Below are 24,052 nucleotides of genomic sequence, written 5' to 3' on the forward strand. Positions count from 1 at the left end.
TGCGCCGGCTCGAAGTTGGTGGCAGGCGTTGCTGGATTACGGCGCTGGACTGCAGCCCGAACCTCATCTGAGGGCCAGCCATCGCCCCTTGCGGTGCGCCTCCTCACGGTGCGGCGCTGCGTATGGTAGGCCCGGCAGGACTTGAACCCGCAACCAAAGCGTTATGAGCGCTCTGCTCTAACCAATTGAGCTACAGGCCCGCCATGGCGCCGGTTTGGCCTGCCGGGGCGGGCGGGTCAAGCCTTTCGGCGTGGACAGGGCCGTCCGCCTGCCGTATCCGCCGGGGTAGGCAGGGATCGCGCGGGGGCATGACATGAGCGACGGCAAGAACGGGCTGACCTATGCGGCGGCGGGGGTCGACATCGACGCGGGCAACGCGCTCGTCGACCGGATCAAGCCGGCGGCTGCGCGGACGAAGCGCCCGGGTGTGATGGCGGGCCTCGGCGGCTTCGGCGGACTCTTCGATCTCAAGGCGGCGGGCTACGACGATCCGATCCTGGTGGCGGCCACCGACGGTGTCGGCACCAAGCTGCGGATCGCCATCGACACTGGCACTTATGCGGGCGTGGGCGTCGACCTCGTGGCGATGTGCGTGAACGATCTGGTGTGCCAGGGGGCGGAACCGCTCTTCTTTCTCGACTACTTTGCGACGGGCAAGCTCGACCTCGACGTCGCCTCGGCAGTGGTCGAGGGGATCGCGGACGCGTGCAAGGCGACGGGCTGCGCGCTGATCGGGGGCGAGACCGCCGAGATGCCGGGCATGTACGAGGGCGCGGATTTCGACCTGGCCGGCTTTGCCGTGGGCGCGATGGAGCGGGGCGCGGCCTTGCCTGCGGGCGTGTCCGAAGGCGACGTGGTGCTGGGGCTCACGTCGTCGGGTGTGCATTCCAACGGCTACTCGCTGGTGCGCCGCATCGTGGAGCACGCGGGCCTTGGCTGGGACGCGCCGTCTCCGTTCGGGGAGGGCACACTCGCCGAGGCGCTGCTCGCGCCGACGCGGCTTTATGTGCAGCCGGCTCTGGCGGCGGTGCGCACGGGCCATGTGCGCGGGCTGGCGCATATCACTGGCGGCGGCTTGACGGAAAATCTGCCGCGGGTGCTGCCCGAGTGGCTGGGCGCGCGGATCGATTTGGGTGCCTGGACGCTGCCGGCGGTCTTTGCCTGGCTGGCGGAGGTTGGGGGCGTGGCCGAAGGCGAGCTGCTCAAGACGTTCAACGCCGGGATTGGCATGACGCTGGTCGTTGCGCCGGAGGGCGTGGCGGAGGTCACGGCGGCGCTAGAGGCCGCGGGCGAGACGGTGATCCGCCTTGGTGAGGTGACGGCAGGTGAGGGCGTGGCCTACCGAGGCGCGCTTTTGTGACCAAACGGGTCGCGATCCTGATCTCCGGTGGCGGCTCGAACATGGTCGCGCTGGCAGACAGCATGACCGGTGACCACCCCGCGCGCGCCTGCCTCGTGCTCTCGAACGTCGAGGGCGCGGGCGGACTGGCCAAAGCCGAGGCGCTGGGTATCCCGACCGCCTGCGTGCCGCACGCGCCTTTTGCGGGAGACCGGGCTGCGTTTGAGGCGGCACTGCACGCGCAGCTGATGAAGGCGCAGCCGGACATCCTCTGCCTTGCCGGGTTCATGCGGGTGCTGACCGAAGGCTTTGTCGCGCGGTGGGAGGGGCGGATGCTCAACATCCACCCGTCGCTCCTGCCGAAATACAAAGGGCTGAACACGCACCAGCGCGCGCTCGATGCCGGGGATGCCGAGCATGGGTGCAGCGTGCATATGGTTACGCCCGCGCTCGACGATGGTCCGATCCTGGGTCAGGCGCGGGTGGCAGTTGCGCCGTGCGACACGGCAGAGACGCTTGCGGCGAAGGTTCTGGTTCAGGAACACCGGCTTTATCCCGCCGTGCTGCGCCGGTTTGCGGAGGGTCAGGCCGGTCGGATTGACCTGTGAGGACGCAACACTTGGGGCGCTGCCGGATATTTCTGCAATGAAATCAGCCTCCGCTTCAAAGCAATCTTTCCGACCATCCAGTAGGATGCGCAACAAACTTGCGCTCGCGGCCTGCTGCTATAGATACAGGCCATGAAGACACCAAGGCTGCCATGATCACGATCACCACGACCGAGGCGCTGCAGGAGTTCTGCACGCGCGCCGCGGCCACCGACTACGTCACCGTCGACACCGAGTTCCTGCGCGAGCGCTCGTATTACTCCAAATTGTGCCTCGTGCAGCTGGCCTACCCGGGAGATGGCAAGACCGACGCGGTGCTGGTCGACCCTCTGGTCGAGGGGCTGTCGCTCGAGCCTCTGTATGACCTCTTCCGAGACACGGCGGTGGTGAAGGTGTTCCACGCCGCGCGTCAGGACATCGAGATTTTCTGCGTCGACGCAGGCGTCATCCCCGAGCCACTTTTCGACACGCAAATCGCGGCGATGGTCTGCGGGTTCGGCGAGCAGGTCGGCTACGAGACGCTGGTGCGCAAGATCGCCAAGCAGTCGCTCGACAAATCCTCACGGTTCACCGATTGGTCACGCCGCCCGCTGAGCGCCGCGCAGCAGAAATACGCGCTGGGCGATGTCACGCACCTGCGGGTGATCTACGAGTTCCTCGCCGCTAAGATCCGCGAGACGCGGCGGGAGAAATGGGTGGCCGAAGAGCTGGCGATCCTGACCAATCCCGAGACCTACGAGAACCCGCCCGAGCTTGCCTGGCAGCGCGTCAAGACGCGCACGCAGACGCCGCGCTTTTTGGGGCTGGTGCGGGCGCTGGCGGCGTTTCGCGAGAGCTATGCGCAGGCGCAGAACATCCCGCGCAACCGGGTCTACAAGGACGACGCGCTGGTGGAGCTGGCCTCGACCAAGCCCCGCTCGGCGCAGGACCTCGGCCGCTCGCGGCTCCTGTTGCGCGAGGCGCGCAAAGGGGCCATCGCCGACGGCATTCTCGCCGCGATCGAGGAAGGGCTGAACACGCCCGACGCCGACCTGCCGCGTGTGCCGAAGAGCCGTGACAAGCAGCAGATCAACCCGGCGCTGGCGGACCTCTTGCGGGTGCTGCTCAAGGCGAAATCCGAGGACATCGGCGTGGCGGCCAAGCTGATCGCGTCTTCTGCGGATCTCGATGCGATCGCCTCGGGCGACCGCGACGTGGCGGCGTTGCGGGGCTGGCGCAAGGAGGCGTTTGGCGGCGACGCCCTGCGCCTTTGCGAGGGCCAGATCGCGCTGACGGCCAAGGGCCGGACGATCAAGTTGATCGAGCTTTAGCTGCTCAATTTCTCAACTGCCAGAACTGCCTAATTTAGAAGCCCAGCTTAACAGGCACTGTTAAGCCGCGCCGACCCGCCCAACTGGGGCGGCGCGATTGCGCCACCCCTCGGGTCGGCGCGCGCACAGCCATGGCGCTTCATTTAGCCTAGGTACCACCTACCGCCGCGACTCCAGCGCATTGCTGGCGCTGAGGACGCGGATGCGGCGGATGCCGGCGAGGTCCTGATCGCTCACGCGCACACCTGCCGTGACAGTCCGGCCCGGAGGCGGGCCGACGCGGCCATCGCGCGGGTCCTGCAGCGTCCGTAAGGCGTAGACTTGGATGCCGTTTGTCGTCTCTTCGAGCGTCAGCCGCACGTCATGCGCGCCAAGCCGAGGCGTCACGCCGGTCGCCGTGATGACGGCCCCGCCGGGCACCCGGTCGACGCGCAGCGCCGTGACCTGGCTCACAGCGATCCCGGTGTAGGTCCGGTCGGGCGCACGCGCGGCGAAGATCGAGCGTTGCGGGATCAGCGGATTGACCTCGCGCGCCTCGGTCACCTCCACCGGCTCGCCGCGTCCGAACCAGTTGAACGGGTTGAGGCGGCTCTCCGCCACCCTGCCGCAGCTTGTCAGGATCAGGGCCGACAGGATCAAAAGGGTGACCGTCCGCGTCATGTTCCGTTTCATGGGAGGGGTGCCTCGTTCGTTTATGGCGCGACACTAGCGGCTTGGCCTGCGGTTGAAAAGCCATTCGCCCCACTGGACGCGGCGGGCGGATCGGCTTACCTCAGGCGCGCAAAACGGGAGACCTCGGGCATGGCGCAACCGGCGTTTGAAGACATCGTGGCGGACTTTGAATTCCTCGAGGATTGGGAAGACCGCTACCGCTATGTCATCGAAAAAGGGCAGGCGATGGACCCGCTCGAGGACGCCTTCAAAGTGCCGGCCACCAAGGTCGACGGATGCGCAAGCCAGGTGTGGCTGCACCCGGACACGTCAGGCGGGACGCTCCAGTTCGACGGCGACAGCGATGCAATGATCGTGCGCGGGCTGATCGCGGTGCTCAAAGCGCTCTATGAGGGCGTGCCGCTCCCGGACGTTCAAAAGGTCGATGCAGGCGCCGAGTTCGCGCGTCTGGGTCTCAACGATCACCTGTCGGCGCAACGCTCGAACGGGCTGCGTGCCATGATCGCGCGACTGCGCGAGGTGTCAGCGTAGCGCCCGCTCGTCGCGCCGTTTGGCGCGCCTCGCTTTACGTCAGAGCCGCCAACTCAGTCTTGAGATCGCCGTAGCCGGTGAAGCGGCGTTCGTACTCCAGCCCCAGTCTTTCGGCGCAGTTGGCCGCCTTGGCATCGAGCGCCGGGTCATCGGTTTGTGCCTGGTAGACCAGCTTGGTGTAGTGGCCGAAATACATGTCCCGCAGGTCGGGGTGGCGGTCGAGGCCGAGGGGTTTCCAGACAAAGGCGTCGAACTGGCGGACGAGGAAGTCGGTGAGGTAGAACGTCGTGATTTCGTCGTCGGCCATCGCGGCAAAGCGGTCGTTGCCCTCGAAGAAGCTGTAGCAATGCGGGCCGGCGACCATGTTGACGCCGAGGCGGTCGCAGGCTGCCTGTAGCTGCCCGCCCGTGCCGCAATCGGCGTAGACGACAAAGATGTCGTCGTAGTCGGCGCGGTGTTTGGCGACGGCCTCCTCGACGGCCGGAACGATCTTGTCGGGCATGATGTGCAGGATTGCGGGAAGGCAGCGCAGATCCATGTGGTCCCAGCCATTTTGCGCCTTGAGCGCGAGGATTTCCCGCGCAAGCGCGCCGCAGGCTAAAAGCAAAATCCGGCCCGCGCCCGAGGGGGCGAGGCCGGAGGTCGTGAGGCTTTGATCGTCCATCATCCCGCCAGTTGGCCCGAGGGCCATGGGGCGGTCAAGAGACGTTTGGGCGAAGCCTGTCAGGCTGCCTTTTTGGGGCTTTCTTCGGCGGCTTTGGGCGCTGCCGGGTCAGGCTTGGCCTTGGTGCCGGCGGTGCCGTCCACGCGCTGCTGCGCTGTGCTTGCGCCATCGGATGCGCTGTCGGGCGCGGCCTTCCAGGCGTCGGGCTGATGCTCCGCGGCCGGGGTCGCGGTGTCCCGCTTTTTCTTGCGGATGCGGTGCTTGAGCGCGCGCATGCGGTCATGCGTTGCCTCGAAGTCGGTCAGCATCTGCTCGAGCATGTGGGTGTCGCGGTCTGTGTCCTTGTGCGCGATCGCGTCGCGGAAGGCGGCCAGCGTGCGGTCCTCGTGCTCTTCGAGCCCGAAGACGAGCCGCTTTTCGGTTTCGCTCGACCACGCCCAGAGCCGGCCGATGACTTCCCAGCCCTTTTCGACGGGGTGGATGCTTTGCACCTCGCCGCCGACGTCTTCGATGATCGCGGCCAGCGTGTTGGCGTGGGTTTCGCGCACAAGCGCGTGGGAGAGGAAGACCTCTTCGCGGTCCTCGTAATCGGTCTGGCGCGCTGCGCGGCGGTAATAGCCGGCGCCGGTGCGCAGGTGGGAGATCAGTTTGTTCAGAATGTTCAGGCGCTGTGCCATGGAGGGCCTCCGCGGATTTGGAACAAGGGATTGTGGCAGCAACGCCGGGGCGCCGCACAATGTTCCTGCCGTTCACGAGGTGCAGAGGTAAGCTGCCCGTCTGCCAAGCAAAAACCCGCGCAGGTGGGCGCGGGTTTCTGAACAGCTCTGCTGGCCGGTGAGGCTCCGGGGCGCTCGTGCCCTAAGCGGAGGCACGCTGGTTGTGCTTGCGGGCGACGAACTCTTTGGCCGTCTCCACCGCAACGGCGGCGTCCCGGCAATAGGCGTCGGCGCCGATGGCCTTGCCGAATTCCTCGTTGAGGGGCGCTCCGCCGACAAGCACGATGTAGTCGTCGCGGATGCCTTGCTCGACCATCGTGTCGATCACGACCTTCATGTAGGGCATGGTCGTCGTCAGGAGCGCGGACATGCCGAGGATGTCGGGCTCTTCCTTCTCGATGGCCTCCATGTACGCCTCGACGGCGTTGTTGATGCCGAGGTCGACCACCTCGAAGCCTGCGCCCTCCATCATCATCGACACGAGGTTCTTGCCGATGTCGTGGATGTCGCCCTTGACCGTGCCGATGACCATCTTGCCCACGCGCGGTGCGCCGGTCTCGGCCAGCAGGGGCTTGAGGATGGCCATGCCGCCTTTCATGGCGTTGGCGGCCAGCAGCACTTCGGGGACAAAGAGGATGCCGTCGCGGAAGTCGTTTCCGACGATGGTCATGCCGCCCACGAGTGCCTTGGTCAGGATGTCGTAGGGCGCCCAGCCGCGCTCGAGAAGGATGTTGACCCCTTCCTCGATCTCTTCCTTGAGACCGTCGTAGAGGTCGTCGAACATCTGCTGGACCAGCTCGTCGTCGTCGAGTTCGCTGAGGATGATGTCGTCTTCTTCATCCGACATGGGCGTGTCTCCCTGGGTTTGGTCTTGGTGCAGGCTTGACCTGTTTGCCGCCCGGCGGCTGACAAAAAACCGACACGAGCAGGGCTATCCCCGACCTTGTATGCGGCCGAGCGCGGTTTGCCTAATGACATTAGTTCAAGAAGATTATCGGGTTATTGCGCATGTTCTGCCTTTGTTCTAGCGTGGCGGTATGGAGCATGTTGAGCGTAAGCGCGCCATTGCGCGCGGGGCGGGGAGCAATGCGGCGAGCCGGTTCGAGCCTGCGCGCGAGGCGGTGTCCGACGGCTGGCCGGGTGGTCAGAGCGATGACGACGCGCTGCCGCCCTGGCGGACCGAGGTGACCGAGGAGCGGCCGCGGTCGGTCATCACGCGCAACACCTCGCCCGATCTGAGCTTTGACCGGACCATCAATCCCTACAGGGGGTGCGAGCATGGCTGCATCTATTGCTTCGCGCGTCCGACGCATGCCTATCTGGGACTGTCGCCGGGGCTTGATTTCGAGACGCAGCTGGTGGCGCGCCCCGGAGCGGCGCGGGTGCTCGAAGATGAGCTGCGCAGGCCGTCCTATCGCCCGGCTGTGATCGCGCTGGGGGCGGCGACGGATCCCTACCAACCGATCGAGCGGGACCGGGGGGACACGCGCGCGATCCTCGAGGTCCTGGCGCGGGCGCGGCATCCGGTCGCGATCGTGACAAAGGGCACGCTGATCGAGCGGGACATCGACGTTCTGGCGCCGATGGCAGCCAAGGGCCTGGTGCGCGTGGGGCTGTCGATCACGACGCTGGATGCGGGGCTGGCGAGGCTGATGGAGCCGCGCTGCCCGTCGCCGCAGCGGCGGCTGGCGGCGGTGCGCAAGCTGAGCGAGGCGGGCATTCCGGTGCGGGTGATGACCTCGCCCATCGTGCCGGGGCTGACGGATCACGAGATCGAGGCGCTGCTCGGGGCCGCCGCCGAGGCGGGCGCGAAGGGGGCGACCTGGGTGATGCTGCGGCTGCCGCGGGAGGTGGCGCCGCTCTTTCGCGAATGGCTCGAGACGCATCTGCCGGACCGGGCGGCGCGGGTCATGGCGCGCGTGCGGGAGATGCACGGGCACAAGGATTACGACGCGCGCTGGGGACACCGGATGCGGGGCGAGGGGGTCTATGCCGAGATGATCGCGGCGCGCTGGAAGCGTGCGGCACGGGCGCATGGGCTGGACACGCGGTTGCCGGCGCTGCGCACGGACCTGTTCAGGCCGCCCGAGCGGGCCGGGGATCAGCTGGCGCTTTTCTGAGAGAGTAATGGGTGCGAGCACCCATCCTACGGGGTGGAGCGCGTAAACGTAGGATGGGTGGTGTCACCCATCCTTATGCGCGGCGGCGGCGGCGGGTGCGGCGCTCGGGGGCTGCGTCCTCGCCGGTGCCATCGCTGTCCGAGGAAAAGGCGCCGAGGGCGGCGACGATGTCCTCGAGCGAGGGGCGGGGGCCAACCTCGCGGGTGCTGAGCGCGGCGTGCATCTTTTCGAGGTGTTCGGGTTTGGTGCCGCAGCAGCCGCCGATGACTGTCGCGCCGCAGGCGCGGGCGAGGGCGGCGTAGTCACCCATCAGCTCGGGCGTGCCGTCATAGTGGATGTGGCCGTCGTGGTACTTGGGAATGCCCGCGTTGCCCTTGGCGATGATCGGGCGGGTCGTGCCGGTGGCCGAAAAGCCGAGCACGGTGCGCAAAAGGTCCGACGCGCCGGTGCCGCAATTGGCGCCAAAGGCGATCGGTGGGTGCGCGAGGCCGTCCACCATCTGCACGTAGGCCGTCGAGGTCACGCCCATCATCGTGCGCCCAGCGGTGTCAAAGCTCATGGTCGCGCACCAGGGCATGCCGGCGCGAGCGAAGGCTTCGGCGGCGGCGCGGAACTCTTCTTCGGCAGAAATTGTCTCGAGCCAGAGCACGTCAGCCCCGCCGTCGCGCAGGCCGATGGCCTGCTCGTAGAACATCTCCACAGCGTCTTCGTGGCTGAGGCTGCCGACGGGCTGCAGGATTTCGCCGGTCGGGCCTACGGAGCCCGCGACGACGATGGGACGGCCCGCAGCGTCCGCGACCTCGCGGCCGAGCTCGGCGGCGATCTTGTTCAGCTCGTAGACGCGCCCCTCGGCGCCGTGCAGCTTGAGCCGGGACGCGTTGGCGCCGAAGGAGTTGGTCAGGAAGATGTCCGAGCCTGCGTCCACGGCACCTTTGTAGAGGGCGCGGATCTTGTCCTGCTCGGTCTCGTTCCAGATTTCCGGCGCGTCGCCGGACATCAGCCCCATGTCAAAGAGGTTCGTGCCGGTCGCGCCATCGGCCAGAAGCCAGTCGCGGTCGGCCAGAAGGGTGGAGAGCAGGTCGGTCATGGGAGCCTCATGTGCAATCGGGCGCAATCGGCTCATGTGGCATGGGGCGCCAATATGACGCAAATTCATCCTGTTCATAAAGAACATGAGCCGCGCGCCCGGTGCCGGCGGCGGCTCACGTGATGGGTCACAGCTGAATGCAGTGACTGACGGGGTCAGGTGTCCATGATCTGCGCTTTGGCCTCGATCAGCAACGTCTGCATCTGTGCGCGGATGTCGGCCTCGGAGGCTTTGTCGCCGAGATCGCCGGACACTTTGCGGAAGACGTCCTCGTCGCCGGCCTCCTGGAAGTCGGACTTGACGACCTCGGTGGCGTAGGCATCGGCATCGGCGCCCGATTTGCCCAGCACGCCAGCCGCCCAGAGGCCGAGCAGCTTGTTGCGGCGGGCTTCGGCCTTGAACTGCATCTCGGCGTCGTGGGCGTATTTGTTCTCGAACGCGTCGGCGCGGTCGTCAAAGCTGGACATCAAGGCCTCCTCTGGCATGGACGTGGATGCTCAAAATATGCGCTCCGCCCGGGCCGGGTTCAAGGGGCGCGCGGCTTGCGGCGGAGGGGGCCTTGGGATAGGAGACGGGCAACGCGGCGGCTCTTTTGGCCGGGCGAGCATGAGAGACCTCACACACATGGCACGGCGCAAGAAGATCTACGAAGGCAAGGCCAAGATCCTGTACGAAGGGCCCGAGCCCGGCACGTTGGTGCAGTATTTCAAGGATGACGCCACGGCCTTTAACGCGCAGAAAAAGGACGTGATCGACGGCAAGGGCGTGCTGAATAACCGGCTGAGCGAGTTTTTCATGACCGGGCTCAACGCGATTGGCGTGCCGACGCATTTCCTCAAGCGGCTCAACATGCGCGAGCAGTTGGTGCGGTCCTGCGAGATCGTGCCGCTCGAGATCATCGTGCGCAACTTTGCCGCCGGGACCATGGCCGAACGCCTCGGGATCGAGGAGGGCACGCCGCTGCCGCGCCCGATCGTCGAGTATTGCTACAAGGACGACAAGCTGAGCGATCCGCTGGTCACCGAGGAGCATATCGCGGCCTTTGGCTGGGCCAGCCAGCAGGACATGGACGACATCCTGAGCCTTGCCTTGCGCGTGAACGATTACCTCAGCGGGCTGATGTATGGGGTCGGCATCCGGCTGGTGGATTTCAAGATCGAGATTGGCCGGGTCTACGAGGGCGACTTTCAGCGTCTCGTGGTGGCCGACGAGATCAGCCCGGATAGCTGCCGGCTTTGGGACATTGAGACGGGGCAAAAGCTCGACAAGGACGTGTTCCGCCGCGATCTGGGCAATCTGACGGACGCCTATACCGAGGTTGCGACGCGGCTGGGTGTGATCCCCAAGGGCGCGATGCCGATCACCAAGCCGACTTTGATCAACTAGGCAGAATGGGCCCGCGTAAGGCGAGGGTGGCGGATCGGCCCTCCGGGGGGAGTTTACTTGGGAAGATGAAGCTGGGAGCGGCGCGATGAAGGCACGGGTGCATGTGATGCTCAAGGACGGGGTTCTGGACCCGCAGGGCGAGGCGGTGCGCCATGCGCTGGGGGCGCTCGGGTTCGCGGGCGTTGGCGGCGTGCGGCAGGGCAAGGTGATCGAGCTCGATCTGGCCGCGGGCGATCCCGGTGCGGCGCGGGCCGAGGTCGAGAAGATGTGCGAGGCGCTGCTCGCCAACACCGTGATCGAGCACTACGAGATCGAGGTTCTGGCGTGAAGGTGGCGGTTGTCGTCTTTCCCGGCTCGAACTGTGATCGCGATCTGGCGGTCGGCTTTCGGGAGGCTGGGGCCGAGGTCGAGATGGTCTGGCACAAGGACACGGCCTTGCCTGCCGGGGTTGATGTCGTCGGTCTTCCTGGCGGGTTTTCCTTTGGTGATTATTTGCGCTGCGGGGCGATTGCGGCACGTTCGCCGATCTGCGGCGCGGTGGCCGCGCATGCCGCGCGGGGCGGGTACGTGCTGGGGGTCTGCAACGGGTTTCAGGTTCTGACCGAGGCGGGGCTTTTGCCCGGTGTGCTGATGCAGAACGCGGGACTGGCGTATATTTGCCGGACGGTGGGGCTTCGGGTCGAGACGACGGCGTCGGTCTTTACCGAAGGGTACGCCACGGGCGCGGAGATCGCGGTGCCGATTGCGCATCACGAGGGCAATTACCGCGCGGATGAGGCGACGCTGGACCGGCTCGAAGGGGAGGGGCGCGTGGCGTTCCGTTACCTCGACAATCCCAATGGCGCGGACCGCGACATTGCCGGCATCCTGTCCGAGAACGGCCGGGTGCTGGGCATGATGCCGCATCCCGAGCGGGCCATCGACGCGGGCCATGGCGGCACCGGCGGGCGCGCGCTTTTCGAGGGGATTGCGCGCGGGCTGGTGGCCGCCTGAGCGCTCTGTACCCGCCTGGGCGCAGGGCGCTTGAGCGGCGTGCGTTCTGGACTTAGGATCACACCATGTCTGCCAGCGCCCCCACCACGATCCGCGACCGCGTGACGGCTGTGCCGTGGCGCGCGCGTTTCGCGCTGGTTGCTTTGCTGGCGATTGCCGGGCTCACGATCTGGCAGACCAATGCTTACCTCACCCAGCGGTTTACCGAGAGCACGCGGATCCGGGCGGACCTGCGGCTGGCGCTGCATTCGGGGAACCTCCTTTCGGAGCTGCGTTCGAACGCAATCGTGCCGCAGCTGCTGGCGCGGGACCGCGAGTTGATCGGGGCGCTGACGGACGGGGATTATTCGCGCTCGACCCAGCGTCTGATCTCGTTCGTCGAGGAGATCGGGGCGGCCTCGCTCTTTCTGATGGACAAGGACGGGCGCGTGGTGGCGGCGACCGAGCGGCGGCGGATCGGGGCGAGCCTGCGCGACCAGCCGCAGTTCCTCGATGCGCTGCGGTCGAGCGCGACGGTGTTTTCGCAGACGCCGCGCGAGGCGAGCGGATACCAGTTCACCTATTCGCGGCGCGTGCAGTTCGACGGGGAGACGCTGGGCGTGATTGCCGTCGAAGTGGATCTGGCGAAGTTCGAGCGCGCCTGGGCGGGGATCACCGCGGCGGTTCTGGTCACCGACAGCGAGGGCACGATCATCCTGGCGACCGAGCCGCGCTGGCGCGGGTTGACCGAGGAGGAGGCGCTGCGCCGCCAGGACCCCGAAGGCGCGATCGAGCGGGCGATCAAGGCGACTGCGGACTGGACGGCGCTGCCGGTCGACGCTTACCTCGCCGGGGAGGCGATGATGCGGTCCGAGGCGCGTGTGGCGTTCCGCGGCTGGCGCATTGCCTCGTTTACCAACTACGCCAGCGTGCGCGAGCGGGTGAATGGCGTTCTGGCGCTCGAGATCATGGGATTCGCGATCCTCCTGGCGCTCGCTTTCTATTTCCTGAGCCGCAAGTCGGCGGTCAGGGTCGCGCTCTTTCAACGGGAATCGGCAGAGCTCCGCGCATTGAACGCGCGATTGCAGCGGGAAATCGCCGAGCGCGAGCGGGTGCAGGAAACCCTTGCAGTGGCCGAGCAGTCGCTGGCGCAATCGTCCAAGCTGGCCGCTTTGGGCGAGATGTCGGCGGCGGTCAGTCACGAGCTGAACCAGCCTCTGGCGGCGATGAAGACCTACCTTGCGGGCGCGCGCCTTTTGGTGGGGCGCAATCGCCCCGACGAGGCGCTGAGCGCCTTTCACCGGATCGACGATCTGATCGAGCGGATGGGCGCGATCACCCGCCAGCTCAAGTCCTACGCGCGCAAGGGGGCGGATGCGCTGGCCCCTGTAAACATGGGCGATGCACTGGCCTCGGCGCTCACGATGATGGAGCCGCAGCTGAAATCGCGCAAGGCGCGGATCACGCGGATCCTGCCCTCGGACGAGGTCTGGGTGCTGGGCGACCGAGTGCGGATCGAGCAGGTGATGATCAACCTTTTGCGCAATGCGCTCGACGCGACGAAACTTTCGGACGACCCGCAGGTCGAGCTGATCCTGGCGGCCGGTGAGACCGCGACGCTGACGGTGCGCGACAACGGCGGCGGGATCGACGATCTCGATGCGCTCTTCGAGCCGTTCTACACCACCAAGCGTCCCGGCGACGGGGTCGGGCTGGGGCTTGCCATCTCGTCCGGGATTGTGAACGACCACGGCGGGCGGTTGATTGCGCGCAATGCCGAGGGCGGGGGGGCTGTATTCGAGATGCAGCTGCCTATCTTGCCTGAGGACAGCATCGAAGCTGCCGAGTAACCAGGACCGCGCCGCGCGGCCGCAAACGTCTAAGGAGCGCGCATGCCCCGTCCCATGAAGATCGCCATCGTCGACGACGAACAGGACATGCGTCAGTCCATCAGCCAGTGGCTGGCGCTCTCGGGCTACGACACGGAGACCTTCGCCAGCGCCGAGGACGCGCTTGGCAAGCTGGGTCCCGACTACCCCGGCATCGTCATCACGGACATCAAGATGCCCGGCATGGACGGGATGCAGTTCCTGAAAAAGATGATGGGGTCTGACTCCGCGCTGCCTGTGATCATGATCACTGGTCACGGCGATGTGCCGATGGCGGTGGAGGCGATGCGGCTCGGCGCGTTCGATTTTCTCGAAAAGCCGTTCAACCCCGACAAGATGACCGAGCTCGCCAAGAAAGCGTCGAACGCGCGTCGTCTGACGCTCGACAACCGGGCGCTGCGGCGCGAGCTCTCGGACGGCTCGCAGCTGATGAAGAAGCTCATCGGCGCCTCCCCGGTGATGGAGCGTTTGCGCGAGGACATCCTCGACCTCGGCCAGGCGGACGGCCATGTGCTGATCGAGGGCGAGACGGGCACGGGCAAGACGCTGGTGGCACACGCGCTGCACGCCGTCGGCAGCCGGGCGGGCAAGAAGTTCGTGCTCCTGCCCTGCGCCGCGCTCGAGGAGGAGGAGCTCTCGCGCCGCCTCTTTGGCCCGGTGCGCGCCGATGATCCGTTCCTGCCGGCGATCGAAGAGGGCCGCGGCGGCACGCTGGTGCTCGAAGACGTGGAGGCGCTGTCGGACACGCTCCAAGCGCGCCTTTTGAGCGTGATCAACGAGCAGGGCACGCCCGCCGAGACGCGCATCGTGGCGATCTGCAACCTGCAGGAGCAGGACAAGACCTGCGAGGATGCGCTGCGCCCGGACCTCTATTACCGCCTTGCCGCGCTCAAGATCACCGTGCCGCCGCTGCGCCAGCGCGGGGAGGATATCCTGACGCTCTTCACCCGGCTCAGCGAGCAGTTCTCCGAAGAGTACGGCTGTGACGCGCCCGCCGTGACCGCTCAGGAGGCGGCGCAGCTCTTGCAGGCGCCCTGGCCGGGCAACGTGCGCCAGCTGATTAACCTAGCCGAGCGTGCCGTGCTGCAGAGCCGGCGTGGTTCGGGGACCATCGCGTCGCTTCTGATGAGCGATCACGACGAGATGCAGCCGGTGATGACGACCGAGGGCAAGCCGTTGAAGGAGTACGTGGAGGCGTTCGAGCGCATGCTCATCGACAACACGATGCGCCGCCACAAGGGCTCCATCGCATCGGTCATGGAAGAGCTCTGCCTGCCGCGCCGAACGCTGAACGAGAAGATGGCGAAGTACGCGCTCCAACGGTCGGATTATCTGGCCGGGTAGGGCAGTGCGTCCATAGGGTGGGCAGGCTGTGAGCATTGAGCGACGGTTGCGCTTGGCGCGCGCATGTCTTTGCGCTTGACCTTACGCCTTTCAGTACTGCCCACCTTACCTAGGTCCGTCCAAGGATCGTGGCTTGTGCTTGATGGCGCGCGCTTCTTTGAAGTTAGCGTGCGCCCTTCGGCACCGACCACCTAACCTAGGTCTATCCAGAGGGTTGCAGTGTGCGCACGCTGACATGGCATCGCTACTTTGGTTGTACCCGAATTCAACCAAAGTCCGCATGCGACGAACGAGCGACGTGTCCTTGCGACGACCCTGTCTGCCCTTCGAACCTGTAGGCTTACCACGCGCCCCCTAAACGGCAGTGCTTACCTTACTGGTAAGGTGGGCACTGCCGAACAGGGTTATGACACTCGAGTGCTTAGTTTGCCAGCAGCCCCACCACTCGAGACGCAAGTGCGCATTTTCCAGAAATCGACCCCTGCTAAGCCTGCCTCGTTACGTAAGGTGGGCACCGCCGAACAGCCTCACGCCTTCCGAAACGCCATCACCCAGATCACCGCCAGCCCCAAAGACAGCACCGCATTCCATCCGGCCATCGACAGCCCGGCAAAGCTCCACGCGATCTCGTCGCAGCGCACCAGCGGCGCGGACATGATCTGATCCAGCAGCTCGTCCGTCGACAGCCCGCCGATGCTCTGCGCCGAACAAGAGCTTGGACCCTTCCACCACGCTTGCTCGACGCCCACATGGTAAAGCCCGATCCCCGCTGTCACCAGCGCCGCAAGCGCGCCCAGAACCGCCCAGACCCGCGTCCCAACAGGCACGACAAACGCCAGGACCCCGATCAGGATCGCCGCGGCATGCGGCCAGCGCTGCCACAGGCACATCTTGCAGGGCGCCAGCCCTCCCAGGTGCTGAAACCCGTAGGCCGCCAGCAGAACCGCCGCCGAGCCGCCTGCGGCCAAAGCAATGAAAAACCGAGCGCTCATAGCAACTTGACTGCTGCAAATCCGCCGATCAGCACAACACAAAAGAGCGTGAACATCAGGCCCAGACGCCGTTCGATAAACTCGCGGATCGGCGCACCGTAGTAATGCAGCAGCGCCGCGACGAGGAAGAACCGTAGCGCGCGCGCCAGGATCGACGTCAGGATAAATGTCACCAGCGGCATACCCGTCCAGCCGGACATGATCGTGATCACCTTGAACGGGAACGGCGTCAGTCCCGCAACCAGCACCGCCCAGAACCCGACCCCGTTGAAACGCGCGTTGAACGCCTCCATGGCATCGGCCTTGCCAAGCGCCTCGAGGATCGGCTGGCCCAGCGTCTCGAACGCGAGGGCGCCGATGGCATAGCCCGCAAGCCCTCCCAACACCGAGCCTGCGAGCGCGGTAAAGGCGATGAGCCACGCCCGGCGCGGCGCGGCGAGGATCATCGGGATCATGATCACATCGGGCGGGATCGGGAACACCGATGCCTCGATAAAGGACACCACAAAAAGCGCCCAGAGCGCGCGCGGATGGTCCGCCAGCCGCAAGGTCCAGTCATAGAGCGCTCGGATCATGGATGTGCCTGTTTGCGTGTTTTGCACGGGCATAAATGAGGTCGCGGCGCAGAGCCACCCTCGATCCGGCGGCAGGCGCCGACAATCTGGCGGCGGCGCAAAAATGCCGCTAGCGTCCGCACAGCACGAAAGGCGCGCCATGAACATCCTCTTCATCATGTATGACCAGCTGCGGTTCGACTATCTCGGCTGCGCCGGTCATCCGCATCTCGAGACGCCGCATTTCGACAGCGTCGCCGCCAGGGGCGTGCGGTTCACCAACGCCTATGTGCAGTCCCCCATTTGCGGCGCCAGCCGGATGAGCACCTACACCGGGCGCTACGTCTCCTCCCACGGCGCCTCTTGGAACAACGTTCCCCTGCGCGTGGGCGAGTGGACCATGGGCGATCATCTGCGCGCCGCCGGAATGGAGTGCTGGCTGATCGGCAAGACCCACATGAAGGCGGATGCCAAGGGCATGGCCCGCCTCGGCCTCAAACCCGACAGCGTCATCGGTGCACGCCAGGCCGAGTGCGGCTTCGACGTCTGGACCCGCGACGACGGGCTCTGGGCGGAGGGACCGGACGGGTTCTACGACAGCGGGCGCTCGCCCTACAACGCCTACCTCAGGGACAAGGGATACCCGTCGCAGAACCCCTGGGCGGACTTTGCCAACGCGGGCGTCGACGCAGACGGCGACATCGCCTCGGGCTGGATGTTCGCCAACGCCGACAAGCCCGCCAACATCCGCGAGGAAGACAGCGAGACGCCCTGGCTCACGCAGGAGGCCATCGCGTTCATGGAGCAGGCGAGCGGCCCCTGGTGTGCGCACCTCAGCTATATCAAGCCGCACTGGCCCTACATCGTGCCCGCGCCCTACCACGAGATGTTCGGCCCCGACCACGTGCCGCCCGCCGTGCGTGACGAGGTCGAGCGCGAGGACCCGCACCCTGTCTACGGCGCCTACATGGGCAACAAGATCGCCGCCGCCTTCCAGCAGGACGAGGTGCGGAACAAGGTGATCCCGGCCTACATGGGACTGATCAAGCAATGCGACGACCAGCTCGGCGTGCTGCTCAAGTACCTCGAAGACACCGGCCAGATGGAGGACACGATGATTGTGCTCACCTCCGACCACGGCGACTATCTGGGCGATCACTGGCTGGGGGAGAAGGACCTCTTTCACGAACAATCCGTCAAGGTACCGCTAATTGTCTACGATCCGCGGACAGAAGCCGACGCAACGCGCGGCACGACCTGCGACGCGCTCGTGGAGGCCATCGACCTCGCGCCGACCTTTGTCGAGACCGCAGGCGGAGAGGTCCCGGACCACATCCTCGAAGGCCGCTCGCTCCTGCCGTTCCTGCACGGCCAAAGGCCGGATTGGCGCGAGGTGGCCATCTCCGAGTTCGACTTTTCCGGCACGCCGCAGGCAGTGAAACTGGGACTCGCACCCAAGGATTGCCGCCTCTTCATGGTCTTCGACGGACGCTACAAGATGATGCACGCCGAAGGCGGCTTTCGCCCGATGCTCTTTGATTTGCAGGAGGATCCGCAGGAGTTCCACGACCTCGCCAAAGGCACCGCCCATGCCGAGATCATCGACCGTCTCTATGACCAGCTCGCCGCCTGGGGACGCCGCTGCGCGCAGCGCATCACCCGCTCGGACGCCGAGATCATCGCCGGCCGCGGCGGCTCGCTGCGCAAAGGCATCCTGCCGTTCCTCGTCGACGGCAGCGAAGTGCCCGGAGAGCTCACCTCTGCCTACCGCGGCCCGGCCAAGGCGCGGTACGACACATAGCACGCATTGCGAAAGCCTGACGCCTTCGTGACCGGAGCGTGTGTGCGGCGCGCTTGATCGGGGCGCGAAACCGAGGCATCCCGCTTTCCATGGAATTTCTATTTGCCTATCTCGCCGGGCTCCTGACGCTCATCAATCCTTGCGTTTTGCCGGTGCTGCCGATCGTGCTGGTGAGCGCGCTCAACGCGGATCGGCTGGGTCCCGTCGCGCTGGCTGCAGGTATGAGCCTGTCCTTCGTGGTCTTCGGCGTCTTTGTTACCGCCTTCGGCGCCACAATTGGCCTCACGCAAGAGATGCTCGCCCAAATCGGCGCGGCGCTGATGATCGTCTTTGGCACGATCCTCCTGGTGCCTGCCTTCGCCCGCCGCTTCGAGATGGCGACCGCCGGTATGGCTGCCTCGGCGGACGCGCAGCTGACGAAGTCGAGCGCGGACGGGCTCAAAGGCCAATTCCTCGGCGGCCTTCTCCTCGGCGCAGTCTGGTCGCCCTGCATCGGGCCGACGCTCGGCGGCGCCATCGCGCTGGCCTCGCAAGGCGAGAACCTCGGCTACGTCACACTCATCATGTGCGCCTTCGCGCTGGGTGTCTCGACGCTGATCCTCGGCCTTGGCCTTGGTGCGCGCGAGCTCATCCGCAGCCGGGCGCAAAAGCTGCGGGGCCTTGCCGAACGCTCCAAGCCCATCCTCGGCGTGACCTTCATCGCCGTCGGCCTCGCGCTTTTCTTCAAACTGCACCACGTGATCGAGGCGTGGGCGGTCCGCACCTTGCCTTTCTGGCTGCAAGACCTCTCTGTAGCCTTCTGAGCCAGCCTTTCATCCACGTCAAAAGGAGATTTCTCATGCTCAACCGCCGTTCCGTGCTCGCCCTTGGCGCTGCCGCCATCGCCCTGCCGAGTGCAAGCTTTGCCGCCGAGACCGTCGACTATGCGCCGGGCGTGGTCGAAAACGCACTGGCCGAAGGCAAGACCGTGTTCGTCGATTTCGCCGCTGACTGGTGCTCGACCTGCGCGCGGCAGGAGCGGGTGATCGGCGCGCTGCGGTCAGAAAACCCGGCGTACAACGACATGCTCTTTGTGCGTGTCGACTGGGACGACTACCGCAACCACGAGGTCACAACCTCGCGCAACATCCCGCGCCGCTCGACGCTGATCGTGCTGAAAGGCGATCAGGAGCTCGGCCGCCTCGTTGCAGGCACGGGCGAGGCGCAAATCAAGGAGCTGCTCGATCTGGGTCTCAACAGCCTGAGCTGATCCGGGCGACTTAAGCCTAACTCACTATCGCTCAAACCAAAGCACCCGCCTGACAGGCACTGTCAGGCCGCGTCATGCCAAAGGCATGCCTCCGGCATGACCCGCCCCCGTCAAACCGAAGGTTTGCCTTCGGCAAAGTGGGCGGCGCGATTGCGCCACCCCGCGGGACGGCGCGTGAGCGTCTGTTTTTCTCCTAGGGTTAAACCGTTTAGTTATGAGCTCAGCCCCACGCGCCGAACCACTTCGGCCACTTGCCTGAACTGCGCGGCAAGCGGAGAGGTGCGGCGCCACACCATGCCGATCTCGCGCTGCGGCGCGGGGCCGGCGAACCGCGCGAGCGCCACGTCGGCAGAGCGCGTCTCGACCCGCACGGCCATCTCGGGGATAAGCGTCACGCCCAGCCCCGCGCCGACCATCTGCACCAGCGTCGCAAGCGAGGCACCGTCGAGGCCGTCTTTCTCCTGCCCCGGCATCTTGCAGACCGCGAGGGTCTGATCGCGCACGCAATGCCCTTCCTCTAGAAGAAGTAGCTCGGGCCTTCTCAGCGTGTCCGCCGCCGGGACGGGCAAATGGGCGGAAGCTTGCGGACGCACCAGCACAAAGTCCTCGGTAAAGAGCGGCAGCTCGGCAAAGCCCGGCTCATCGAGCGGGGTCGCGAGCAGAGCCGCGTCGATCCGCCCGCGCCGCAGCTCTTCGATCAGGCGCGGTGTGGTGGTCTCCCGGATGCGCAAGGTCAGCTCGGGATGCGCCGCGCCAAGCGCCGGGATGAGCGCAGGCAGCAGGTAGGGCGCCACCGTCGGGATCACCCCCAGCCGCATCTCGCCCGTGGGCGTGGCGGAGGTCGCGCGCGCCAACTCGCCGAGGTCGTCCACCGCCTGCAGGATGGCCCGCGCGCGGGGCGCAAACTCGGCGCCGAACCCGGTCAGCGTCACCTCCCGCGCTGCACGTTCAAAGAGCGGCTGGCCAAGCGTGCGCTCGAGCTCCTTGATTTGCATCGAAAGGGCCGGCTGCGAGATCGCGCAGAAGTCCGCCGCGCGGCCAAAGTGGCCCTGCGTGGCGAGCGCCTCGAAGTAGCGCAGCTGTTTGAGTGTGAGGTTCATGATAGGCGCAGCTTATCGCTCATATCAGAAAACTCAACTTAGACTTATTCCAGAACGTTGCTAGAACAGGCGCAGATCGGGATTCGGAGCGCCGGGTCCCAACATGCAGCAATAGGAGAGCAACATGGACGGATCCCCGACGGGCGGCGGCAAATGCCCGGTCATCCACGGCACCCGCTACCCCAGCGGCACGATCGCCAACCAGGAATGGTGGCCGAACCAGCTGAACCTCAAGGTGTTGCACCAGAACACGCCCGAGGCGAACCCCTATGGCGCAAAGTTCGACTACGCCAAGGCATTCCAGGGCCTCGACCTCGATGGCGTCGTGGAGGACCTTCACGCGCTGATGACCGACAGCCAGGAGTGGTGGCCTGCGGATTATGGCCATTACGGGCCCTTCTTTATCCGCATGGCGTGGCACTCGGCAGGCACCTACCGGACGTTTGACGGCCGTGGCGGCGCACGCTCGGGCACGCAGCGGTTCGCGCCGCTCAACTCCTGGCCGGACAACGGCAACCTCGACAAGGCCCGCCGCCTCCTTTGGCCGATCAAGGCGAAGTACGGCGCGGCGCTCAGCTGGGCGGACCTGATGATCCTCGCCGGCAACGTCGCGCTCGAGAGCATGGGATTCAAGACCTGGGGCTTCTCCGGGGGCCGCGAGGACGTGTGGGAGCCCGAGGAGGATATCTACTGGGGTCCCGAGAAAGGCTGGCTCGATGACGAGCGCTACTCGGGCGACCGCGAGTTGGCGAACCCGCTGGCCGCCGTGCAGATGGGCCTGATCTACGTGAACCCCGAAGGTCCGAACGCGAACCCCGACCCGATGGGTTCGGCGCGCGACATCCGCGAGACCTTTGCCCGGATGGCGATGAACGACGAGGAAACCGTCGCGCTCGTTGCGGGCGGACACACCTTCGGGAAGGCGCACGGCGCAGGCGACGCGGGCCTTGTGGGGCCTGAGCCCGAAGGCGCGCCGCTGGTCGAGATGGGTCTCGGATGGACCTCCGCGCACCAGTCGGGCCGCGGCATCGACGCGATCACCTCGGGCATCGAAGGCGCCTGGACGCCGACGCCGACGACCTGGGACATGTCCTATTTCGACGTGCTCTTCGGCTACGAGTGGGAGCTGACCAAGTCGCCCGCCGGCGCCAACCAGTGGCAGGCCAAGGGCCTCAAGGAAGGTGATCACGCGCCGGCAGCGGACGGCAACGGCAATGCGCCGATCATGATGACCACCGCCGACATGGCCCTGCGCACGGACCCGGCGTATATCGAGATCTCCAAGCGCTTCCACAAGGACCCGGAGGCGTTTGCCGAGGCGTTTGCGAAGGCGTGGTACAAGCTCACGCACCGCGACATGGGCCCGCACGAGCTGGGTCTGGGCAAGCTGAAGGCCGCTGAGCCGATGATCTGGCAGGACCCCGTGCCTGCGGTGGATCATGCGCTGGTGGATGACGCGGACGTGGCAGCGCTCAAGGCGCAAATCCTCGACGCGGGTCTCCCGGTTTCTGCACTGGTCAAGGCGGCTTGGGCCTCGGCCTCGACCTACCGCCAGTCGGATCGCCGGGGTGGTGCGAACGGCGCGCGTGTGCGTCTTGCCCCGCAAAAGGACTGGGCCGTGAACGATCCGGCGGAACTGTCAAAAGTGCTGACCGTTTTGGAAGGCATTAAGGACGGGTTTGACACGGACGCCAAGAAAGTCTCGATGGCCGACCTGATCGTGCTGGCGGGCTGCGCCGGTGTCGAAGCCGCGGCCAAAGAGGGCGGTCACGACGTCACCGTGCCGTTCCAGCCGGGCCGCACGGATGCGACTGACGAGATGACGGACGCCGAGAGCTTTGACCCGCTCGAGCCGACGTCGGACGCCTTCCGCAACTACCTGAGCGAGGGTGAGCTGCGCCCGCAGGCGGAGCTGATGATCGACCGCGCTCAGCTGATGGGCCTCACGGCGCCGGAGATGACGGTGCTGGTTGGTGGTCTTCGCGCGATGGGCGCGACCTCGGGCAACTCCGAGCTGGGTGTACTGACCGAGCGCCCGGGCGCGTTGACGCGGGACGTCTTCAAGACCGTGCTCGACATGGACAACACCTGGAAAGAGGTGGGCGACGACCGCTACGAGAGTTCCTCGCGCAGTGGCGCGGGTCGGACGTGGAACGCGACGACGGTCGATCTGGTCTTCGGGTCGAACTCGCAGCTGCGGGCGCTGGCGGAGGTTTATGGCTCGGACGATGCGGATACGCTGTTTGTGGAGGACTTCGTCGCCGCCTGGACCAAGGTGATGAACGCGGACCGCTTCGACATCTAAAGTAAGATGGGTGCAAGCACCCATCCTACAAAACAAAAGGCCGGGCAGAGCGCCCGGCCTTTTTTGTGTTTCGCGATGTCTCAGCGCGAGGTCTCGGTCAGGCGCCGTTTGACGTAATCCGAGACGTTGCCGATCATCTCATCCATGTAAGGCTCTTTGAAGAAGTGGTCGGCGCCCTCGAGCTCGGTATGGGTGATTGTGATGCCCTTTTGCTCGTGCAGCTTGTTCACGAGGCTCACCGTGTCTGCGGGCGGGGCCACGCGGTCTGCCGAGCCGTTGATGATCAGCCCGGACGAGGGGCAGGGCGCCAGGAACGAGAAGTCGTACATGTTGGCGGGTGGCGAGACCGAGATGAAGCCGGTGATCTCTGGGCGGCGCATCAGAAGCTGCATGCCGATCCAGGCACCAAAGGAGAAGCCGGCCACCCAGCAATGCTTGGAGTTGTTGTTCATCGACTGCAGGTAGTCGAGCGCGGAGGCCGCGTCCGAAAGCTCGCCCACGCCCTGGTCGTATTCGCCCTGGGAGCGCCCGACGCCGCGGAAGTTGAAGCGCAACACGGTGAAGCCCATGTTGTAGAAGGCGTAGTGCAGGTTGTAGACGACCTTGTTGTTCATCGTCCCGCCGAATTGCGGGTGCGGGTGCAGCACGATGGCGATCGGCGCGTCGCGGTCCTTTTGCGGGTGATAGCGGCCTTCGAGGCGGCCTTCGGGTCCGGGAAAGATCACCTCGGGCATCGGCGGAGCCTCCTTCGTGTCGTTGTTCTGCACGGGGCCGGTTGACGGCGTTCCCTGGCAGACCTTAGAATGGTTCTAAATCAGGCGGCGATGGTGCCGCGCAAGCTCGGCACAGGTAGGCTGTTGCGGCTGGGGCGTCAATCGTTTGGCGCGCGTGGCGGTGGCGGGGTTGGCCCGCACTGGCGGATATGACACGGGGGGTGTCCGATGAAGCTGTCGACCAAGGGACGCTACGCGATGCTGGCGCTCTGCGACATTGCGCTGGAGACCTCTAAGGGACCTGCCGGTCTCGTGCCGCTAGGAGACATTGCGCGGAGGCAGAGCATCTCGCTGCCGTATCTCGAGCAGCTCTTCGTGAAGCTCCGCCGGGCGGGGCTGGTCGAGTCGGTGCGCGGTCCGGGGGGCGGGTACCGGCTGGCCCGCGCGGCGTCGGATATCCGCGTGGTCGACGTGCTGAGCGCGGTCGACGAGACGGTCAACGCGATGCACAAGGGGGCGGGTGCCTCTGGCGGGCAGTCGGGCAGCCGGGCGCAGTCGCTCACCAACCGTCTGTGGGAAGGGTTTTCGGCGCACGTCTACGTCTTCCTCCATCAGACGCGGCTCTCGGACGTGATTTCGAATGAATTAGCGCCTTGTCCGGCGGTTCCGAACCTTTTCGAGATGGTGGACGAATAGGCAG

At 65.9% G+C, this 24,052-nt stretch carries 25 protein-coding genes and 1 tRNA gene; 15 read left to right on the forward strand and 11 right to left on the reverse strand.

From position 1 onward, the window contains the following. Positions 1-123: 123 nt before the first annotated feature. Positions 124-200: transfer RNA gene (locus ACU0B3_RS01745), tRNA-Ile, on the reverse strand. A gap of 113 nt (positions 201-313) precedes the next feature. Here ACU0B3_RS01745 and purM point away from each other — a divergent pair. From purM to rnd, 3 genes are all read left to right on the forward strand, one after another. Continuing rightward, a complete protein-coding gene (gene purM / locus ACU0B3_RS01750) occupies positions 314-1,360 on the forward strand; it encodes a phosphoribosylformylglycinamidine cyclo-ligase (protein WP_446259084.1) in 1,047 nt (348 codons plus the stop codon). After that, complete coding sequence (gene purN / locus ACU0B3_RS01755; RefSeq protein WP_446259085.1) at positions 1,357-1,947, forward strand: phosphoribosylglycinamide formyltransferase; 591 nt, start codon at positions 1,357-1,359, stop codon at positions 1,945-1,947. The genes purM and purN overlap by 4 nt, the downstream gene beginning before the upstream one ends. A 152-nt stretch (positions 1,948-2,099) precedes the next feature. Continuing rightward, positions 2,100-3,257, forward strand: a complete 1,158-nt coding sequence (rnd, locus tag ACU0B3_RS01760) for a ribonuclease D (RefSeq protein WP_446259086.1) — start codon at positions 2,100-2,102, stop codon at positions 3,255-3,257. A gap of 159 nt (positions 3,258-3,416) precedes the next feature. On the opposite strand, the gene ACU0B3_RS01765 is transcribed toward rnd, so the two are convergent. Next, complete coding sequence (locus ACU0B3_RS01765) at positions 3,417-3,929, reverse strand: hypothetical protein (RefSeq protein WP_446259087.1); 513 nt, start codon at positions 3,927-3,929, stop codon at positions 3,417-3,419. 129 nt (positions 3,930-4,058) lie between these two features. On the opposite strand from ACU0B3_RS01765, the gene ACU0B3_RS01770 reads away from it, so the two are divergent. Next, positions 4,059-4,460: a SufE family protein gene (locus tag ACU0B3_RS01770; RefSeq protein ID WP_446259088.1), complete on the forward strand. Its 402-nt coding sequence runs from the start codon at positions 4,059-4,061 to the stop codon at positions 4,458-4,460. Positions 4,461-4,494: 34 nt separating this feature from the next. Here the strand turns inward: ACU0B3_RS01770 and ACU0B3_RS01775 are convergent, their stop codons facing one another. The 3 genes from ACU0B3_RS01775 to ACU0B3_RS01785 all read right to left on the reverse strand — a co-directional run bounded on the left by ACU0B3_RS01775 (position 4,495) and on the right by ACU0B3_RS01785 (position 6,687). Next, positions 4,495-5,127, reverse strand: a complete 633-nt coding sequence (locus tag ACU0B3_RS01775) for a DUF1638 domain-containing protein (protein ID WP_446259089.1) — start codon at positions 5,125-5,127, stop codon at positions 4,495-4,497. Between the two features lie 56 nt (positions 5,128-5,183). Then, positions 5,184-5,801, reverse strand: a complete 618-nt coding sequence (locus tag ACU0B3_RS01780) for a hypothetical protein (protein WP_446259090.1) — start codon at positions 5,799-5,801, stop codon at positions 5,184-5,186. 181 nt (positions 5,802-5,982) lie between these two features. Further along, entirely contained in the window at positions 5,983-6,687 is a 705-nt protein-coding gene (locus tag ACU0B3_RS01785; protein WP_446259091.1) for a corrinoid protein, read from the reverse strand. 190 nt (positions 6,688-6,877) lie between these two features. On the opposite strand from ACU0B3_RS01785, the gene ACU0B3_RS01790 reads away from it, so the two are divergent. Further along, positions 6,878-7,960 carry a PA0069 family radical SAM protein gene (locus ACU0B3_RS01790; protein ID WP_446259092.1) on the forward strand — a complete coding sequence of 361 codons (1,083 nt, stop codon included), beginning with the start codon at positions 6,878-6,880 and terminating at the stop codon, positions 7,958-7,960. 73 nt (positions 7,961-8,033) lie between these two features. On the opposite strand, the gene bmt is transcribed toward ACU0B3_RS01790, so the two are convergent. Both bmt and ACU0B3_RS01800 read right to left on the reverse strand, forming a co-directional pair. Then, entirely contained in the window at positions 8,034-9,047 is a 1,014-nt protein-coding gene (bmt, locus tag ACU0B3_RS01795; RefSeq protein ID WP_446259093.1) for a betaine--homocysteine S-methyltransferase, read from the reverse strand. 155 nt (positions 9,048-9,202) lie between these two features. Further along, a complete protein-coding gene (locus ACU0B3_RS01800; RefSeq protein ID WP_446259094.1) occupies positions 9,203-9,514 on the reverse strand; it encodes a DUF1476 domain-containing protein in 312 nt (103 codons plus the stop codon). Positions 9,515-9,671: 157 nt separating this feature from the next. Here ACU0B3_RS01800 and purC point away from each other — a divergent pair, with 157 nt between their 5' ends. The 5 genes from purC to ACU0B3_RS01825 all read left to right on the forward strand — a co-directional run bounded on the left by purC (position 9,672) and on the right by ACU0B3_RS01825 (position 14,638). Beyond that, positions 9,672-10,433 carry a phosphoribosylaminoimidazolesuccinocarboxamide synthase gene (gene purC / locus ACU0B3_RS01805; RefSeq protein WP_446259566.1) on the forward strand — a complete coding sequence of 254 codons (762 nt, stop codon included), beginning with the start codon at positions 9,672-9,674 and terminating at the stop codon, positions 10,431-10,433. Positions 10,434-10,518: 85 nt separating this feature from the next. Then, positions 10,519-10,761: a phosphoribosylformylglycinamidine synthase subunit PurS gene (gene purS / locus ACU0B3_RS01810; RefSeq protein ID WP_446259095.1), complete on the forward strand. Its 243-nt coding sequence runs from the start codon at positions 10,519-10,521 to the stop codon at positions 10,759-10,761. After that, positions 10,758-11,426 (forward strand): phosphoribosylformylglycinamidine synthase subunit PurQ, encoded by a 669-nt coding sequence (gene purQ / locus ACU0B3_RS01815; RefSeq protein ID WP_446259096.1) that lies wholly within the window; start codon positions 10,758-10,760, stop codon positions 11,424-11,426. Before purS ends, purQ begins: the two co-directional genes overlap by 4 nt. A 65-nt stretch (positions 11,427-11,491) precedes the next feature. After that, the gene (locus ACU0B3_RS01820; protein WP_446259097.1) at positions 11,492-13,255 is read left to right on the forward strand and encodes a sensor histidine kinase; all 1,764 of its coding nucleotides are present in this window, start codon (positions 11,492-11,494) and stop codon (positions 13,253-13,255) included. Positions 13,256-13,297: 42 nt separating this feature from the next. Next, a complete protein-coding gene (locus ACU0B3_RS01825) occupies positions 13,298-14,638 on the forward strand; it encodes a sigma-54-dependent transcriptional regulator (RefSeq protein ID WP_446259098.1) in 1,341 nt (446 codons plus the stop codon). A gap of 527 nt (positions 14,639-15,165) precedes the next feature. Here ACU0B3_RS01825 and ACU0B3_RS01830 read toward each other — a convergent pair. Continuing rightward, positions 15,166-15,630 (reverse strand): disulfide bond formation protein B, encoded by a 465-nt coding sequence (locus ACU0B3_RS01830; RefSeq protein ID WP_446259099.1) that lies wholly within the window; start codon positions 15,628-15,630, stop codon positions 15,166-15,168. Continuing rightward, entirely contained in the window at positions 15,627-16,205 is a 579-nt protein-coding gene (locus ACU0B3_RS01835) for a YqaA family protein (protein ID WP_446259100.1), read from the reverse strand. The genes ACU0B3_RS01830 and ACU0B3_RS01835 overlap by 4 nt, the downstream gene beginning before the upstream one ends. A 139-nt stretch (positions 16,206-16,344) precedes the next feature. Here ACU0B3_RS01835 and ACU0B3_RS01840 point away from each other — a divergent pair, with 139 nt between their 5' ends. The 3 genes from ACU0B3_RS01840 to ACU0B3_RS01850 all read left to right on the forward strand — a co-directional run bounded on the left by ACU0B3_RS01840 (position 16,345) and on the right by ACU0B3_RS01850 (position 19,234). Further along, on the forward strand, positions 16,345-17,985 hold the full coding sequence (locus ACU0B3_RS01840) for a sulfatase-like hydrolase/transferase (RefSeq protein ID WP_446259101.1): 1,641 nt from the start codon (positions 16,345-16,347) through the stop codon (positions 17,983-17,985). A gap of 89 nt (positions 17,986-18,074) precedes the next feature. Continuing rightward, positions 18,075-18,788, forward strand: a complete 714-nt coding sequence (locus ACU0B3_RS01845; RefSeq protein WP_446259102.1) for a cytochrome c biogenesis CcdA family protein — start codon at positions 18,075-18,077, stop codon at positions 18,786-18,788. Positions 18,789-18,823: 35 nt separating this feature from the next. Beyond that, complete coding sequence (locus ACU0B3_RS01850) at positions 18,824-19,234, forward strand: thioredoxin family protein (protein WP_446259103.1); 411 nt, start codon at positions 18,824-18,826, stop codon at positions 19,232-19,234. 212 nt (positions 19,235-19,446) lie between these two features. Here the strand turns inward: ACU0B3_RS01850 and ACU0B3_RS01855 are convergent, their stop codons facing one another. Next, positions 19,447-20,334 carry a LysR substrate-binding domain-containing protein gene (locus ACU0B3_RS01855; protein ID WP_446259104.1) on the reverse strand — a complete coding sequence of 296 codons (888 nt, stop codon included), beginning with the start codon at positions 20,332-20,334 and terminating at the stop codon, positions 19,447-19,449. 124 nt (positions 20,335-20,458) lie between these two features. Here ACU0B3_RS01855 and katG point away from each other — a divergent pair, with 124 nt between their 5' ends. Continuing rightward, positions 20,459-22,639: a catalase/peroxidase HPI gene (katG, locus tag ACU0B3_RS01860; RefSeq protein ID WP_446259105.1), complete on the forward strand. Its 2,181-nt coding sequence runs from the start codon at positions 20,459-20,461 to the stop codon at positions 22,637-22,639. A gap of 80 nt (positions 22,640-22,719) precedes the next feature. On the opposite strand, the gene ACU0B3_RS01865 is transcribed toward katG, so the two are convergent. After that, positions 22,720-23,373: an alpha/beta hydrolase gene (locus tag ACU0B3_RS01865; protein ID WP_446259106.1), complete on the reverse strand. Its 654-nt coding sequence runs from the start codon at positions 23,371-23,373 to the stop codon at positions 22,720-22,722. A 207-nt stretch (positions 23,374-23,580) separates the two neighbouring features. Here ACU0B3_RS01865 and ACU0B3_RS01870 point away from each other — a divergent pair, with 207 nt between their 5' ends. Continuing rightward, complete coding sequence (locus tag ACU0B3_RS01870; protein ID WP_446259107.1) at positions 23,581-24,048, forward strand: Rrf2 family transcriptional regulator; 468 nt, start codon at positions 23,581-23,583, stop codon at positions 24,046-24,048. Positions 24,049-24,052: the final 4 nt, after the last annotated feature.

The organism is Pseudaestuariivita sp. (genome assembly GCF_052825805.1).